Origin of the sequence: Acinetobacter pittii (assembly GCF_022449185.1) — a bacterium.
GTDB classification, from domain to species: domain Bacteria; phylum Pseudomonadota; class Gammaproteobacteria; order Pseudomonadales; family Moraxellaceae; genus Acinetobacter; species Acinetobacter pittii_I.
Genome location: NZ_JAKUKO010000003.1, coordinates 201969 through 217155 on the forward strand (window position 1 = coordinate 201969; position 15187 = coordinate 217155).

Below are 15187 nucleotides of genomic sequence, written 5' to 3' on the forward strand. Positions count from 1 at the left end.
TTTTTTAGTCTAAAAACTTATTTTTTAGGTTTTTTAACTAACTCTTGTTCTACAACCATATCTAATACATCTGCTTGACTAGATTGGTCTGCAGCTGGGTTTTTCACTTCAAAACGTTTTACACGTAAAATTACGCGTTGGTCTGGTTTGTGTTCAAAACCTTCGATTTGACCGTAATATAATGACCAGTTTTTGTCTGCGTAAGTTTTAACACCTTTGTCATCATATTTAATTTCACGAACTTGCATACAAGTTTGTGGCGCAACACCAGTACAAGATTTAGTTTCTGGAGCAACTTCTAGGAAAACTGTTTTTCCTTCAGATTGATACTTTGCTTCAGGTGTCATTTTGCCTGTGAAAGTATATTTCTGGCCTTGAGCATCAGATACTGTCAATGTTGGTTGATCAACATTTGTAGTATTGAGTTCAAATGGAATCGCACGTTTTTGGAATAGGCTGCTAGAGAACTGTTCCTGTTTCATTAAAGCAGGTTCACATGCCATCATCGTCGACATTACGTCAGCTGTTACAATCGTATTATTTTCAACTTTCCAAGTTGTTCCTTGGCGGTTACAACCTGTTGCGATAGATAAACGATCATTTGTAAAGTTAAGAACGATTGGCTTTTTAGTATTTTCAGGCTGATATGACCAAGAGTAATCTGTTAAAGCTTGAGTATTCACTGCTTTTTGACCTTGGAAAATGTGTTTTTGACCAGTTTTATCTGTCACCGTTAAAATCACCTGACCATTAGTGTTGCTAATTTCGATTGGTAATTTTGCTTCATTAAAGATGCTATTCGACAATTGTTCTTGTTTCATTAAATCATCTTGGCAAGCCATCTTTGTTGATGCAAGAGGAGATGTTACAAGTTGGTTACCTTCAACTTTCCAAGTACCGCCTTGGCCATTACAACCAGTATTGATTGCTAATTTACCATCTGCATTAAAGTTAAGAATAAGTGGTTTAGAAGCTTTTACATTTTGATAAGTCCATGCATATTCACCTAAAGTGGTTGCAAGGTTTTGTTGTTGCTCAGAAACAATTGGAGCAGGAGTATTAGTAACTGTTTGACACGCCATCAAAGAAAAAGGTAATAACGCAAGAATTAAATATTTAATTTTCATTTAAAAACTTCAAGTAAAAAAACAACAGTAATAAGCTTAAAACATTCTTAAAAAAAGAAAATGTAAACATTTGATTGTTTCGGTTTTTAAAATGTATAAGTTTGTAAATTATTCTAATTTTCAACAAAAGTAATGGTATACCCCGCAAAACGAGGTATTTCTTAATAATTAATCAAAACGATAGATGTCCATTCCTAATGAGCCCATTGTGAAGCTACTATGAACAATCGTAAAGCGATTGCCTGTACCCATAGCAAAAAACAAAGGTGCAAAATGTTCAAGCGTAGGGTGGTTACGTTTCACAAACGGCAGTGATTGCCAGTCTAAAACTCCATCATAATCTTGATGGGAAAGCTTATTCACGACAGTATTTCTAAACGTTGAAGCCCATTCAGGAACTTTAGAGTTGTCTCCTTGCCAAGATAACTCTGCAAGATTATGAGTAATACTTCCCGAACCAATGAGTAAAATTTGTTTGTCACGTAAAGGGGCGAGTGTTTGTCCTATACGATAAATTTCTTGTGCACTTAAATTTGATGGCAAAGAAATTTCGACCACAGGAATGTCTGCATCTGGGTACATATGTAATAAAGGCATCCATACACCATGATCGCGAGGACGTGTACTATTGGCATGTGCAACAAAGTGAGCATCTGCCAATAGTTTTAAGATTTCTTCTGCTAATGCTGGTTCACCAGGCGCACTGTAGCGAATTTCATATAACTCTTTAGGAAAGCCGCGGAAGTCATGCCATGTTTCAGGACGAGTCGAAATGCTCACTTCAAGTGCTTTACTTTCCCAGTGCGCAGACATCACAATGATTGCCTTAGGTATAGGAAGATTGGTGCCTAAACGGTGTAGAGCAGGTCCAACTTGTTCCGGGTCAAGTGCAAGCATGGGCGAGCCATGGGAAATAAACAGTCCGGGAAGCGTTTGTAGTTCCATTTCATTACACCTGAGTTGAAAAGCAGAATAATAGGTATTATGCCAAAATCAGGACATGATAAAAGTATCCAGATTTCAACGGATTGTTCTTAAAATGAAACGTTTGTTCCTTTTATGCACGGTGATAGGGATGATTGTGATTAATACTCATCGCCCGATATAGCTGCTCGATTAATAAAACACGTACTAAAGGATGGGGCATGGTAAGTTTTGAGAGTGACCAATGCCAAGCAGCTGCTTTACGTACTTGATCTGACAAACCATCTGGACCGCCAATCGCAAGTGCTACATCATTACCCTCAAGCATCCATTGTTTCATTGTGTCAGCTAATTTCTCTGTACTCAGTTCCCGACCACCAACTTCTAGAGCAATTAACGTTTCATTCGGTTTTAAAGCATTTAAAATGCTTTCGCCTTCAATTTGGCAATATTTTAAAATATCCGCTTCTGAATCATTCTTACTACGTTTGGCCATAGGTAGTTCAATAACTTGGGTTTGAACAAAAGGTTGGATGCGTTTGAAATAATCTTCAAAACCAGTAAGAACCCAAGCAGGCATTTTTTGACCAATGGTCAGAATACGAATTTTCATGTTATCTATTCATTCAAATACAGCTGGCGCATTATACCTGATGAATGAAAGTATCTGACGATCTAAAAAGCTGGCATAAAAAACGCAGTCCAAAAAACAGTGTTGGACTGCGATCAAATGATCATCTGTCTGGAGTTCAGATGATCATAGAGAATAAAAACAAGGTTATCTATAAAAGAAGAGATAACGAAGAATATTTAAAGTAATTAAATACTCTTATTACCTATTATGAGGATGGTTGGATATTTTTCAATCAAATTGTGTAACAAAAAAAAGAGAGCCGAAGCTCTCTTTTTTATATTTTTAATTAGTGACGTGCTGCTTTTGAACCTTCCACCGGTTTTACAATTGGTGTTTTAGGTAAAGGCTTTGGCATCGAAACTAATGCTAAAGGTAAGATATCATCAATACTTTTCACAGCTTTGATTTCCAAACCTTCTTTAACATTCGCAGGAATTTCTGCTAAGTCTCGAACGTTGTCTTGAGGAATAAATACAAGTTTAATTCCACCGCGGTGTGCTGCAAGAAGTTTTTCTTTTAAGCCACCAATACGCATTGCACGACCACCTAAGCTTGTTTCACCAGTCATTGCAATATCAGGACGAATTGCAATACCTGTAAATGCTGATACAAGCGCAGTTGTTAATGCTAAACCAGCAGATGGACCATCTTTTGGTGTTGCACCTTCAGGTAAGTGAACGTGTACATCAGTTTCTTCAAAACGAGAAGCTTCAATACCTAACTCATCAGCACGTGTACGTACTAAAGTCATTGCTGTGGTAATAGACTCTTTCATTACGTCACCGAGTGAACCAGTCGTAATGAATTTACCTTTACCTTTAACTGCTGCAACTTCAATAGTTAGTAACTCACCACCTACAGATGTCCAAGCTAGACCATTTACGCGTCCTACTTGTGCTTCATCTTCTGCAATACCAAAGTCAAACTTATGTGGACCTAAGTATTCTGGAAGATTGGCAGAAGTCACATCAAGTTGTAAGTTTTTAGACTTTTTACTTACTGCTTCTTTTACCACTTTACGCGCAATTTTAGACACTTCACGTTCTAAACTACGTACACCAGCTTCACGTGTATAGCGTTGAACAATGTCACGGATCGCTTCTTCATGAATTGTTAACTCTTTTGGACGTAGACCATTGTTCTTAATTGCTTTTGGAACAAGGTAACGTTCAGCAATGTTAACTTTCTCATCTTCGGTATAACCCGGTAGACGAATAACTTCCATACGGTCAAGCAAGGCTTCTGGAATATTCATACTGTTTGCAGTACAGATGAACATCACTTCAGATAGGTCAAGATCAAGATCTAAATAGTGATCGTTGAACTTACTGTTTTGTGATGGATCTAATACTTCAAGCAAAGCAGAAGCAGGATCGCCACGGTAGTCTTGCGCCATCTTGTCAATTTCGTCGAGTAAGAACAATGGATTCTTCACGCCAACTTTTGTTAAAGATTGCACAATTTTACCTGGCATCGCACCAATATAAGTACGACGGTGACCACGAATTTCAGCTTCGTCACGTACACCACCAAGTGCCATACGAACAAATTCACGACCTGTTGCTTTCGCGACAGACTCACCAAGTGAAGTTTTACCTACACCAGGAGGGCCTACTAAACATAGAATCGGACCTTTGAGCTTTTTAACACGCGACTGAACAGCTAGGTATTCAACAATACGGTCTTTTACGTCATCTAAGCCGTAGTGATCTGTATCGAGAATTTCCTGTGCTTTCGCAAGGTTGATACTCACTTTGCTCGCTTTATTCCACGGCGTATCTAAAATTACTTCTAGATAGTTACGTACAACAGCTGCTTCACTAGACGCTGGTTGCATTGCTTTAAGCTTACGGAACTCAGCTTCAGCTTTTTTACGTACGTGTTCAGGTAAATCAGCTTCAGCAAGACGTTTCTCTATTTCAGCAACGTCATCTTCAGCACCGCCATTCATGTCAGAAAGTTCACGTTGAATGACTTTCATTTTTTCATTTAGAAAGTATTCACGTTGATTTTTTTCCATTTGGCGTTTTACGCTGTCATGTAAAGTTTGTTCAATTTGCTGTTCAGCAGATTGATTTACCAAGTAGCTCATAAGCTCTTGCAAATGTGCTTCAAACTCATCGTGCTCTAAAAACTTCTGTTTAATTTCAATATTTAGAGGCACACGTGTTGCTACAAAGAACATGAGTTGTAGCAAGTCTTCAATTTTATTAGCCGCAGCAACGAGTTCGCGTGCATTACGCAATTTTGCTTCAGCATATTGAGCAAATAAAGTACGTAACTCTTGCAAACGAGTTTCTTGAGTAGCTTTATCTACGTTAATTGTCATTGGACTTAAGCTGTGTTCAGCAGTCAAATGGCTATCTTCATCGATAATCTTTTCAAGTTTAGAGCGATGTAAACCTTCAATAAGTACTTTAATGCAGTTTTCATCATTCTCATGATTTACGACTTGAACAATCTTAGCGACAGTTCCGTACTGATAAAGGTTATCGTGATCAATTTCTTCTGTAAGCGAATCTTTTTGCGCAACTACAAATACTAAATTGTCACTGTTACGAGCCACATCAACTGCATTGATCGATTTTTCACGACCCACGAATAACGCAATTTGCATGTGTGGGTAAACCACAACATCACGTAACGCTAAAAGTGGTAATACACTTGGAACCTGAGGCTCTAAGTCAGTTTTTTCATTCATAATAAGTTCAGACATGGGCACTCCTAATGAGTGACAACGATGTTGCCATGTTTTTTATAGTGATGTGTATTTCAAAAATTACAAGGGCCTCTCTATAGAAAATGTGGAAAAAATGACTAATTTAGTCAACTTTTTTATTAAAATATTATGAATCAACGGATTAATTCTTAAGAAGAATAAAATTTTGTAGAAAGGATAGGTAATTTAGCTTAATAATTATGAAATATTCATATAGTAAAAAAGACGTTTGGATGGAAAATAACCATTTTCTTGTGTCATTTGTCGGCATTGTATAATTAACAATAATGCAAAACTTATTTAATATTGAACATTAAATAGCCGTGTTACTATAAGTTGGTAAATCGGTCTGTCACGTAGAAGTAATCATCCTTAAGGTGGTTACTTTTATGATTTTAGGGGCATTAAAAACTTAAGACTAATTTTAATTTTCTATAAATATTATCTTTTAAAATAATAAACACGTTGAGGTGTGAGCAAAGCATCTAATGGCTGATCCCAACTCTGACGCTTTAAAGTATGTTCAATAAATTGAAATTGATGAGCTAACCCTAAACGATAAGGTTTGTGTTTTGCACTTGCCAAGGTACGATCATAATAACCACCTCCCATGCCAATACGCGTACCATACCGATCACATGCCAGAAGTGGCATGATCAATAAATCAAGTGATGAAACATGTTTTGCTCTAGTGGCCATCGGTTCTTTCATTCCCAATGGGTGATGTGAAAAACGTCGGTTTATATATTGGTTTTTAGATATTTTTACCCAGACTAAACGCTGGTTCATAGAACAAATCATCGGCAAATAAACTTGTTTATTCTTTTTAAAACATAATTCTATGAGAAGCTCTGTGTGAACTTCTCCAAAGGCATGCAAATATAAACCAATTTTTTTGGAAGAATGAAAAATAGGTAGGGTATTTAAATGATGAAGAACATTAAGCTGAGCTTGTTTTTGCTCAAATGAACTTAAAGAACGTCTTTTAGATCTTAAATTTTTTCTGATAAAGCTGAGTTCATTCATGTATAAATCTAACTAAGATTAAAGATCAGTCGTGCAAAATTATACCTATTTTTCGACAGCTTTATGGAAATAGAAAGGTAATTCGAAAATAACTTAAATTCGTTGGACCACTAGTCATAAATTGATCTGATCTATTGTGTTTAACTATTAAAAATTCTATTTCTTTACGTATTGTCAGTATTTCTTTACATTTAATAAGGTTAAGTATATTTAAAAGATTAATGCAGAATTGTTAAGCCTATGAAGTTGAAAATTTTAACCATTACAATAAGTGTTGGTCTGCTACTTGGTGGATGTACGAAACAAGCCGAACCTGAAGCAGCGGAAGTAGATTATAAAGCTCAATTTGAAGAATCAGATCGTAAAATAGGAGAGTTTTTAGATCAACTAGATAACCCGAATACACCTCAAGAAGTTAAAGTCAAAATCTTATGTCATGACTATCCAGAAGTTTATAAGACCCAATATATGCCTGCCTTAATAAAAATTTCGCCTAAACCTTATACCGAAGAGAAATTATTATCGGATTTGAAAAGTGCGACTGATTACTACAAAGATGCCTTTGCTATTAGGTGTAATTAATAAATTCATTGATGTTTTAATTCTCAAAAAATGCAACAAATGTGAATTGTTTGGCGGTATTGAGTTGTGGTAAGTTTAATTTTGTTTTGTTTATAACTGCTAATTTAGGGGGTTCTCGATATGGAAATCTTGAAATTCTTACAAAGTTTTAATACAGTCGGTACATATTTAACGATCGCTTCAACCGTTTTAGTCGGTCTAATTATTTATTTTTATGTGATTAATCCAGCATAAAAACCTTTAAAGGAAATAGGGATCAATTTCCTATTTCTTTGTTAAAAATAAAAGTCTGTAATTAATTTAAAGCTATAAAAATAAGGTCGGTATATGAAATTTAAATTATTTTTTCTTAGTTTTTTAGCTTTTGGCTGTTATGCCGATGAAAGTGTAAATGACCCCGAAATTTGTAATGTGGTGAAGAAAGTTTCTTATACTGTCATGGAAGCGCGTCAACAAAAAGTCCCATCTGAAGACTTGCAGCATATAGCGAACAGCCTTGAAGATCCAAAGGCAAAACAACTTTATCAAGATTTAATTAATTCTGCTTACTCAACCAAAGTATTTAAGACCAGCTTCTTTAAACGAAAAGCGATAGAAGATTTTCAAACAGCTTGGTATCAAGAATGCCTGAGTAGAAAAGAAAAGTAATTTTGAATGCAGAGACTCATTCATCTCTAAAATAATAATGTGATGCTTATTGAAGGCTTGAGAGAAGTATTGTACTGACAGGTCTGTATTGAAAAGCTAATTGAAATAAACTTTTGGAATTTTATTATTTAATTAAATAAATGCTCCGAAGATGCCGCTGCATGTGTCGTTACCCTGAACCCGATGAGTTCAAGGTGGACGCGACGTATACTTGCTGGGTTTCCTACTCGAAGGTAGGCCTACACTCTAAATATACAGAACGCAATCCATAAGTTTAAGTATCGGCAGGGGAATAGACCCGCTGGCGAACATCCCAGAGATAGCTTAAGTATAACCGATCTGACTATGTTGGCAATCACTTGAGTCTATGGAACTGTAAACTTAGTTTGCGTTTGATGAAGCTTTGTACATTGAACGTGGATAAAATGATATTCAACCGTAATGGATAGTCAAAAATAAAAATGCCTTGCATCTATGATTTATAGAGCAAGGCATTTTGTGGTAATCAAAGCTTATTAAATAACCTGTTCCACATCTTCTAAAATCGTTTGCAGTAGACGTTCACAGTGAGTATATTCCTGCAAAGATTTATTAAGACTTAGCACTTCTTGAGTTAACTGTAAAGCGACCATAATGACTAGTTTGTTGTGCTCAACACGTGGGGCACTACGGCGCATGTCATTAAATTTCTCATTGAGAAGTTGTGCAGCGCGTTCAAGTTCATCTTTTTTATCTGAGGTAGTCGCGAGTCTAAAAGTCTGCTCAATCAGCCTAAGCTCTACCATGACTTGTTCACTCATGATTGGATCTCCTCACCAGTTTCAGCATTAGGATGGGCAAGTTGCTGGATTTCTTGAGCGTGTTGATCTTGAGCAGTGCCCAAAATGCCTAAACGCTGAATAATGGCTTCAACTTTTGATTTGGCAAGCTCATTTTTTTGTAACAAACGGTCACGATCTTGTTGTAAATCATGCAGCTCTTGTTGGGTTTGACGCTGGTGGGCTTGTAACTTTTCTTTTGCAACACGTAATTCATTTCGTTCTGCAAGAATTTCTTGAAAACGATTTTTTAAATCAGTCGTACTTTTTTCTAATCGGCTATAACGTTCGGCAAGTGTGTTAGCATCTTGATTCAATTGTTGAAATTGACCTTTTAACTGAGAAAGTTGCTCAGTTACCGACTCAATTTCCTCTTGTTTTTTAGTGATAATACTATTTTTTTGCACAACTTGTGCGTGATGCTCTGTTTCAGCCAGTTCTTTAGCTTCCGAGAGTGCCGCATGTTCACTCTCTAAATGATGTAAGCGTGTTTTTAAAACGCTAATATGCGCTTGTAGCCGCTGTAATTGTTCTAACATAACGAGGTCGCACAGAATTGCAATCAAAGGTAATATATACAAAGTATAGAGATTGGATAAACGAATGCAAGACGATATTTCAGGCTGGACAGATTGGAACGCTCATTTTGAAGGAATTGAAGAAATTTCAAGCCCTAGTGAGTTACATGGTCTGTTAACAGGTATTGTTTGTGTGACAGAAGCGCCTACGCGTGAAGAATGGTCACAAATTTTAACAACCCTTAATGTGCCAGAGTTAAGTGAAGATGCTTTAGCGCTTTTGACTGACGAAGCAGAAGATGTGGTTCATGCTTTATCTGAAGATGAATTAGATTATCTACCAATGCTTCCAGATGATGAACATCTACTTCAAGAGCGTGTGCAAGCATTATCTGATTGGTGTGCGGGTGTTGTGTTAGGTTTTGGTTTGGCATCGGGTCATGTTCGTAGTGATGAGCGTGAATTGATTGAACACCTTCAAGATGTTGCAGCAGTTGAATTTGAAGATTCTGACAATGATGAGGAAGGCGAAAGCAGTTACGAAGAATTGTATGAATTTGTACGCTTAATTCCTGTAAGCTTGTCTATTGGCAGAAAAAAAATCACTGTAGCTGAAAGTTCATTATTGAAAAACTTTCATGCAAAAAGTAAAACTGCGGCTCTAGGTACAGATCAGAATATTGTAGAAATGTTCACACCACATCGTCCAAGCTAATTGAGGCGATGTGTTATTGGTTGTATTTTATTTTTTAACTTTAAAATTCTAAATCAAGTAGATCATTATGAAATTGCCTCAAGCTGATTTTCAACATCGTAGAGACCGTTTAGCAGAAAAAATGGGTCCTAACAGTATTGCAATTATTGCAACGCGTGAGGAGATGTACCGTAATCGTGATGCGGATTATAAATTCCGTGCCGATAGTAGTTTTTTCTATTTGACGGGCTTTGCTGAGCCTGAAGCAGTTGCAGTTATTGAAACTTTTGAGGATGTAACTGACTATAGCTATAGTCTTTTTTGCCGTGAACGTAACCGCGAGATGGAAATCTGGAATGGTTACCGTGCCGGAATTGACGGTGCAATCGAAGACTATGATGCAGATGAAGCCTATGCAATTGATCTACTTGATGAAGAAATTATTGAAAAGTTATTAAATAAAGAACGTCTTTATTATCGGATTGGGCAAAATGCTGCGTTTGATGCACGAGTGAGCCAGTGGATTAAAAAAGCAGATGCTGAGCATCGACATCAAGGTGCTCCAGCTCAACTGGTACAGCTCGACCGTATTGTTGATGAAATGCGTTTAATCAAGTCATCACAAGAACTTGAGCTGATGCAAATTGCCTCAAAAATTAGTGCTCAGGCACATACCCGTGCGATGCAAATGGTGCGTCCAGGTATGATGGAATATGCGCTTGAAGCCGAGCTCAATTATATATTTGGGCAAAACGGCTGTGTCCAATCTTATAACAGTATTGTTGGTGGTGGGGCTAATGCCTGTATTTTGCACTATGTTGAAAATAACCAACCTCTTAAAGACGGTGATTTAGTCTTAATTGATGCTGCATGCGAATATGAGTTCTATGCATCAGATATTACCCGTACTTTTCCGGTCAATGGTAAGTTTAGTGCTGAACAAAAAGCATTATATGAAGTTGTATTGGCTTCTCAATATGCGGCGATTGATGCAGTACGCATTGGTAATTCGTACCGAGAGCCTCATGAAGTGGCCGTTAAAATTTTAACCGAAGGCCTAATTGAGTTAGGTTTGCTCAAAGGTGATATTAACGAACTTATCGAAACTGAAGCATACCGTCAGTTTTATATGCATGGTACAGGCCATTGGTTAGGAATGGATGTACATGATGTCGGGTCTTACAAAAAAGGTGAAGACTGGCGTCAATATGAAGAAGGTATGGTCGTTACCGTTGAACCAGGTCTATACATTGCACCAGACGATGAAACTGTAGATAAAAAATGGCGTGGTATTGGTATTCGTATTGAAGATGATGTGGTCGCAACATCAAAAGGTCCGCGAGTTTTAACTGCTGATGTAGTTAAAAATATTGCAGATATTGAACATTTAATGGCGCAAGCTAAATCATAATTAAACGTATTCGCCAAAGGAGCACAACTCGATGCAACAACAAGTGATTATTGTAGGTGGGGGAATGGTTGGACTTAGCCTTTCACTCATGCTGGCGAAGGCTAATATTGCAGTAAAGCTGTTAGAAGCTGTGAAATACCCAAACTATGATGATCAAAATGTTGCTCCTTATCACTCCAGTTTCGATGCGCGTAATACGGCTTTATCGCGTCGTAGCGTCCAGATTTATCAGAAGCTGGGGTTATGGGATGCATTACAGCAGCACGCGACTCCAATTCTACAAGTTCACATTACTGAACAAGGCAGTTTTGGTAAGGCACGATTAATTGCAGAACAAGAAAAAGTCGAAAGCTTTGGGCAGGTGATTGAAAATGCTTGGTTGGGTCGTGTTTTATTGACTCAAGTACGTCAGCAGCCTTTGATTGAGCTGATTGATGGCGTTCAAGTGACTGCTTTAACTCAAGATGCTGAGCAAGTACATATTGAGGCCAAGCGTGGTGATGAAGTTTTAAAACTTGAGTCAAAGCTATTAATTGCCGCAGATGGACGTGACTCTTTCTGTCGTCAGGCAATCGGCGTTGATGTTGATGTTCATGACTATGATCAGGTTGCAATTGTCACTACCGTCCAGACTTCAAAACCCCATGAGCAAGTAGGTTTTGAGCGTTTTAGTGCATTAGGTCCTTTAGCGTTGTTGCCTTTACCGGGTGAATATCGCCGTTCGGTTGTATGGCCTGTTAAAAAAGGCACTGAAAGTGAGTGGTTAGGCGATGAAAATGATCAGCATTTCTTAAGTGCTTTACAACAAACTTACGGTGACCGAGCTGGTAAATTTGAAAAAACCGGCAAACGCTTTAGTTATCCGCTTTCACAAGTGCTCGCACATAAACAAGCTGTAGGTCGTGTTATTTTGATGGGTAATGCAGCGCATACAATCCATCCTGTTGCAGGACAAGGTTTTAACCTATGTCTACGTGATGCGGATGTTTTAGTACGGTATTTAGTGAACCAGCTAACCGCTTCTGACGATATCGGTAACCCAGATAATTTACTGGCTTATGAACAAGCTCGTTTGTCAGATCAACAACGAGTGATTAAGTTCTGTGACACCGTGGTTCGTGGTTTTAGTAACCAAAATCCATTATTAAAATTAATCCGTAATACAGGATTAATTGCATTTGATGTCATTCCGGGTGTTAAACCACTGGTAGCAAACTATGCAATGGGGTTAAAAGCATGAGTGAAGTGTTAGATGTTGTCATTGTTGGTGGTGGACTAGTTGGTGGCTTAACTGCTTTATTACTTGCACAAGGTGGTGTACAGCCTACCGTGCTTGATGCTGCCCCTGTACTTGATGTTGAAAAAACATTAAGAGTGATGAACCCGCGTGTTTTAGCACTTAGCCAAGCGACCATTCATTTACTTAAAACAGTCAATGTTTGGGATGATCTGGCACGTCAAATGCCTTATACAGGCATGCAAGTGTGGAACTTAAATGGCTATGGTGAAATTAATTTTGGCCATGAGTCTGTACAAAGACCAATGCCAGAGCAAGCCTTGGGTTCTATGGTTGAGCCAAGTGTATTGAATGTTGCTATTCAACAAAAAATGCTTGAGCAGTTAACAGATTATCGCACTCAAGTTCGCGTGACTCGCATTGAGCAGGGCGTTGGGTGTTGGCATATTGAATTGGCAAATGGCACGACACTTAAAACAAAACTGCTGATTGGGGCAGATGGTGCCAATTCATTTGTACGAGAACAGGCCTTTATTGACCTAGATGTCTTAGATTACAAGCAAGCAGCGATTAGTTGTGCCATTAAAACATCTAAACCCCACAATCATGTTGCTCGTCAAATTTTCTTACCTACAGGGCCTTTAGCCTATTTACCGATGGCTAGTCTTGAAGAAAGTGAAAATGGCTACTGGCAGTCAATTGTCTGGACACTGCCTGATGATTATGCCGATGAATATTCTGCTTTAACTGATCATGAGTTTATGCAGCTTTTAACCCGAGAAAGCCAACATATGTTGGGTGAAGTATTAGATGTACGTTCAAGAGCACAATTCCCGCTCAAAGCGCGCGCTGCAAAACAGTATGTGAAAGCTGGTTTAGCTTTAATTGGGGATGCAGCACATGTTATCCATCCACTTGCTGGACAAGGCGTAAATATTGGTTGTTTAGATGCAGCTGTACTCTGTGATGCATTACTACATGACTTAGCGCGTGGCGTATGGGCAAATGAACAGACATTGTTGCGTTATGAGCATCGTCGTAAAGGCGAAAATGACGCAATGATGCATAGCATGTCAGCAATTGGCTGGTTGGAAAGTAGTGAGCTATTTCCATTTATCTGGGCTCGGAATGTGGGACTCAAGCAAGTTGAACAAATTTCCTTCTTAAAAGAGCGTTTTATGCAACAAGCAAACGGTTTAGGGTCTTTACAAAACACCCAGTATAGTCGTTAAAATAATTACGAAGTTTATGCTCTACTGGTCTAAATAAATATCAGTAGATATTTTTTAAACAATCATTTATATATCATTACCAATTGGGTTGAAAAAGATACACATTTGACCAATTTGGCTCTTTGCTAAATGCAAAGAGATTGCTAAATTTCTGAGGTCTTAGGACCATAGCGATGATGCAATAGAAATCATTCTGGGGAGTGAAAAATGTCAGATATCAATGATTATGAAGATGCAGAAGATTCTGCTGTAGATGAAGATGAAGCAAAGGCAGCTGAAAGCGGTGCAGCTGATGAAGAAGCAAGCAGTATTAATGATACTGATATTGCTGAGGCAGAAACACTGACTGTGACTGCTAAGCAAAAACAGCGCCAAGCGCTGGAAGATGAAGTTGCCGCATTTTTAGCTCGAGGGGGGAGAATTACCGAAGTTCCTCCAGATGAACATAGCGACCATTAATCCTAAAAAGCATCACATGAGTGATGCTTTTTATTTTCAAGGAGAGTTTTGAAGCTCTCTCAAGATCCCGCACTCATCTACTGTTCGATTGGTCGAGCAATGCTGTTTTAAATCAATCAAAGATTCTTTTAAAAGTAATAATCGTTCGATTTTTTCTGATACTTCTTTTAAGTATTTATCGACTAAATTATCAATTTCTGTGCAGGCCTGTTTGGGCTGAGTTTTCATTTCTTTTAACGTTTTAATATCACTCAGTGAAATATCTAATTCACGGCAATGCTTAATAAATAAAAGGTCTGCAAGTGTTTGTTCGGTGTAAACACGATAATTATTTTCTGAACGTTGGATGCGATCAAGTACACCTACTTTTTCGTAATAACGGATCGTATCAATTGGAATATCCGCTTTTTTTGATAATTGACCAATAGAAAGACTCATAAGACTTGACTCTGGAGCTACTCAAGGGTTTTTAATCACTATAAAAGAGTTTTTGAGGAAATAAAATGGCTGGATGTGGTTGTGCTTCAACATGTTCTCCTTCAAAGAAAGTGAGTCCGCGTTTTAGAAAAGCATTATGGATTGCACTTGTGATCAATGCCTTAATGTTTGTGGTGGAAATATTGGGAGGTTATAAGGCTCAATCCGTTTCACTTTGGGCAGATGCACTGGATTTTGCCGGAGATGCAGCAAACTATGCACTATCTTTAGTTGTGCTTTCGATGAGTTTATATTGGCGCGCAACAGCTGCATTACTTAAAGGAATAACGATGGCCGCTTTTGGTGTTTTTGTTATTGCAAAAGTGGTCTGGTCGTATTTTTATGGCGTTTCACCCGAACCAATGGTCATGGGAGCAATTGGTGTAATGGCTTTAATTGCTAACGTTTCAGTCGCGCTTATGCTCTATGCGTACCGTGATGGAGATGCCAATATGCGTTCAGTTTGGCTCTGTAGTAGAAATGATTCTATTGCTAATATTGCTGTGATTTTAGCGGCCGTTGGCGTATTTGGAACAGGGAGTGTATTTCCAGATTTATTTGTTGCCTTTGTAATTGCGTACTTGGGTGTGTCTTCTGGTTATGCCGTTATAAAACAATCACAGCAAGAAAGAAAACAGTCAAAACTGGTGTTGGGTTCTCAAGCATAATTATGAGCGCATA

At 38.0% G+C, this 15187-nt stretch carries 17 protein-coding genes and 1 other RNA gene; 9 read left to right on the forward strand and 9 right to left on the reverse strand.

Annotation, left to right across the window (positions count from 1 at the left end):
* Positions 1-17: 17 nt before the first annotated feature.
* From hslJ to MKX14_RS09670, 5 genes are all read right to left on the reverse strand, one after another.
* A complete protein-coding gene (hslJ, locus tag MKX14_RS09650; protein ID WP_046812834.1) occupies positions 18-1127 on the reverse strand; it encodes an META and DUF4377 domain-containing protein in 1110 nt (369 codons plus the stop codon).
* Positions 1128-1295: 168 nt separating this feature from the next.
* Entirely contained in the window at positions 1296-2072 is a 777-nt protein-coding gene (locus MKX14_RS09655; RefSeq protein WP_005075524.1) for a DODA-type extradiol aromatic ring-opening family dioxygenase, read from the reverse strand.
* A gap of 112 nt (positions 2073-2184) precedes the next feature.
* On the reverse strand, positions 2185-2664 hold the full coding sequence (gene rlmH / locus MKX14_RS09660) for a 23S rRNA (pseudouridine(1915)-N(3))-methyltransferase RlmH (protein WP_002117775.1): 480 nt from the start codon (positions 2662-2664) through the stop codon (positions 2185-2187).
* Positions 2665-2971: 307 nt separating this feature from the next.
* Positions 2972-5401: an endopeptidase La gene (gene lon, locus MKX14_RS09665; RefSeq protein ID WP_002117591.1), complete on the reverse strand. Its 2430-nt coding sequence runs from the start codon at positions 5399-5401 to the stop codon at positions 2972-2974.
* A 444-nt stretch (positions 5402-5845) separates the two neighbouring features.
* Positions 5846-6430 carry a 5-formyltetrahydrofolate cyclo-ligase gene (locus tag MKX14_RS09670; protein WP_017398661.1) on the reverse strand — a complete coding sequence of 195 codons (585 nt, stop codon included), beginning with the start codon at positions 6428-6430 and terminating at the stop codon, positions 5846-5848.
* A 240-nt stretch (positions 6431-6670) separates the two neighbouring features.
* Here MKX14_RS09670 and MKX14_RS09675 point away from each other — a divergent pair, with 240 nt between their 5' ends.
* The 3 genes from MKX14_RS09675 to MKX14_RS09685 all read left to right on the forward strand — a co-directional run bounded on the left by MKX14_RS09675 (position 6671) and on the right by MKX14_RS09685 (position 7660).
* Positions 6671-7012 carry a hypothetical protein gene (locus MKX14_RS09675; protein WP_240282337.1) on the forward strand — a complete coding sequence of 114 codons (342 nt, stop codon included), beginning with the start codon at positions 6671-6673 and terminating at the stop codon, positions 7010-7012.
* A gap of 120 nt (positions 7013-7132) precedes the next feature.
* Positions 7133-7246: a hypothetical protein gene (locus tag MKX14_RS09680; RefSeq protein WP_002117788.1), complete on the forward strand. Its 114-nt coding sequence runs from the start codon at positions 7133-7135 to the stop codon at positions 7244-7246.
* 93 nt (positions 7247-7339) lie between these two features.
* The gene (locus MKX14_RS09685) at positions 7340-7660 is read left to right on the forward strand and encodes a hypothetical protein (RefSeq protein ID WP_240282338.1); all 321 of its coding nucleotides are present in this window, start codon (positions 7340-7342) and stop codon (positions 7658-7660) included.
* Positions 7661-7798: 138 nt separating this feature from the next.
* Here MKX14_RS09685 and ssrS read toward each other — a convergent pair.
* From ssrS to MKX14_RS09700, 3 genes are all read right to left on the reverse strand, one after another.
* A non-coding RNA gene (gene ssrS, locus MKX14_RS09690) (6S RNA) lies at positions 7799-7983 on the reverse strand.
* 192 nt (positions 7984-8175) lie between these two features.
* Positions 8176-8460, reverse strand: a complete 285-nt coding sequence (locus MKX14_RS09695; RefSeq protein ID WP_005070547.1) for a cell division protein ZapA — start codon at positions 8458-8460, stop codon at positions 8176-8178.
* Complete coding sequence (locus tag MKX14_RS09700; RefSeq protein WP_002117619.1) at positions 8457-9017, reverse strand: hypothetical protein; 561 nt, start codon at positions 9015-9017, stop codon at positions 8457-8459. Before MKX14_RS09700 ends, MKX14_RS09695 begins: the two co-directional genes overlap by 4 nt.
* A gap of 64 nt (positions 9018-9081) precedes the next feature.
* Here MKX14_RS09700 and MKX14_RS09705 point away from each other — a divergent pair, with 64 nt between their 5' ends.
* From MKX14_RS09705 to MKX14_RS09725, 5 genes are all read left to right on the forward strand, one after another.
* Positions 9082-9711 carry a UPF0149 family protein gene (locus MKX14_RS09705; RefSeq protein WP_002117501.1) on the forward strand — a complete coding sequence of 210 codons (630 nt, stop codon included), beginning with the start codon at positions 9082-9084 and terminating at the stop codon, positions 9709-9711.
* 67 nt (positions 9712-9778) lie between these two features.
* The gene (gene pepP / locus MKX14_RS09710; protein ID WP_046812828.1) at positions 9779-11101 is read left to right on the forward strand and encodes a Xaa-Pro aminopeptidase; all 1323 of its coding nucleotides are present in this window, start codon (positions 9779-9781) and stop codon (positions 11099-11101) included.
* Between the two features lie 31 nt (positions 11102-11132).
* A complete protein-coding gene (gene ubiH, locus MKX14_RS09715) occupies positions 11133-12341 on the forward strand; it encodes a 2-octaprenyl-6-methoxyphenyl hydroxylase (protein WP_240282339.1) in 1209 nt (402 codons plus the stop codon).
* A complete protein-coding gene (gene ubiF / locus MKX14_RS09720) occupies positions 12338-13570 on the forward strand; it encodes an FAD-dependent monooxygenase (RefSeq protein WP_240282340.1) in 1233 nt (410 codons plus the stop codon). Before ubiH ends, ubiF begins: the two co-directional genes overlap by 4 nt.
* Positions 13571-13777: 207 nt before the next feature.
* Positions 13778-14029 carry a hypothetical protein gene (locus tag MKX14_RS09725; RefSeq protein ID WP_002117665.1) on the forward strand — a complete coding sequence of 84 codons (252 nt, stop codon included), beginning with the start codon at positions 13778-13780 and terminating at the stop codon, positions 14027-14029.
* Between the two features lie 36 nt (positions 14030-14065).
* Here MKX14_RS09725 and MKX14_RS09730 read toward each other — a convergent pair whose 3' ends face one another.
* Complete coding sequence (locus tag MKX14_RS09730) at positions 14066-14467, reverse strand: MerR family transcriptional regulator (protein ID WP_133481813.1); 402 nt, start codon at positions 14465-14467, stop codon at positions 14066-14068.
* Between the two features lie 65 nt (positions 14468-14532).
* Between MKX14_RS09730 and MKX14_RS09735 the strand changes: the two genes are divergently transcribed.
* Entirely contained in the window at positions 14533-15174 is a 642-nt protein-coding gene (locus tag MKX14_RS09735) for a cation transporter (RefSeq protein ID WP_174759985.1), read from the forward strand.
* Positions 15175-15187: the final 13 nt, after the last annotated feature.

Excerpts from the sequence above, each read along its gene's own strand:
- hslJ (WP_046812834.1), bottom strand. The coding sequence starts at position 1,127 with ATGAAAATTAAATATTTAATTCTTGCGTTATTACCTTTTTCTTTGATG.
- MKX14_RS09655 (WP_005075524.1), bottom strand. The coding sequence starts at position 2,072 with ATGGAACTACAAACGCTTCCCGGACTGTTTATTTCCCATGGCTCGCCC.
- rlmH (WP_002117775.1), bottom strand. The coding sequence starts at position 2,664 with ATGAAAATTCGTATTCTGACCATTGGTCAAAAAATGCCTGCTTGGGTT.
- lon (WP_002117591.1), bottom strand. The coding sequence starts at position 5,401 with ATGTCTGAACTTATTATGAATGAAAAAACTGACTTAGAGCCTCAGGTT.
- MKX14_RS09670 (WP_017398661.1), bottom strand. The coding sequence starts at position 6,430 with ATGAATGAACTCAGCTTTATCAGAAAAAATTTAAGATCTAAAAGACGT.
- MKX14_RS09675 (WP_240282337.1), top strand. The coding sequence starts at position 6,671 with ATGAAGTTGAAAATTTTAACCATTACAATAAGTGTTGGTCTGCTACTT.
- MKX14_RS09680 (WP_002117788.1), top strand. The coding sequence starts at position 7,133 with ATGGAAATCTTGAAATTCTTACAAAGTTTTAATACAGTCGGTACATAT.
- MKX14_RS09685 (WP_240282338.1), top strand. The coding sequence starts at position 7,340 with ATGAAATTTAAATTATTTTTTCTTAGTTTTTTAGCTTTTGGCTGTTAT.
- MKX14_RS09695 (WP_005070547.1), bottom strand. The coding sequence starts at position 8,460 with ATGAGTGAACAAGTCATGGTAGAGCTTAGGCTGATTGAGCAGACTTTT.
- MKX14_RS09700 (WP_002117619.1), bottom strand. The coding sequence starts at position 9,017 with ATGTTAGAACAATTACAGCGGCTACAAGCGCATATTAGCGTTTTAAAA.
- MKX14_RS09705 (WP_002117501.1), top strand. The coding sequence starts at position 9,082 with ATGCAAGACGATATTTCAGGCTGGACAGATTGGAACGCTCATTTTGAA.
- pepP (WP_046812828.1), top strand. The coding sequence starts at position 9,779 with ATGAAATTGCCTCAAGCTGATTTTCAACATCGTAGAGACCGTTTAGCA.
- ubiH (WP_240282339.1), top strand. The coding sequence starts at position 11,133 with ATGCAACAACAAGTGATTATTGTAGGTGGGGGAATGGTTGGACTTAGC.
- ubiF (WP_240282340.1), top strand. The coding sequence starts at position 12,338 with ATGAGTGAAGTGTTAGATGTTGTCATTGTTGGTGGTGGACTAGTTGGT.
- MKX14_RS09725 (WP_002117665.1), top strand. The coding sequence starts at position 13,778 with ATGTCAGATATCAATGATTATGAAGATGCAGAAGATTCTGCTGTAGAT.
- MKX14_RS09730 (WP_133481813.1), bottom strand. The coding sequence starts at position 14,467 with ATGAGTCTTTCTATTGGTCAATTATCAAAAAAAGCGGATATTCCAATT.
- MKX14_RS09735 (WP_174759985.1), top strand. The coding sequence starts at position 14,533 with ATGGCTGGATGTGGTTGTGCTTCAACATGTTCTCCTTCAAAGAAAGTG.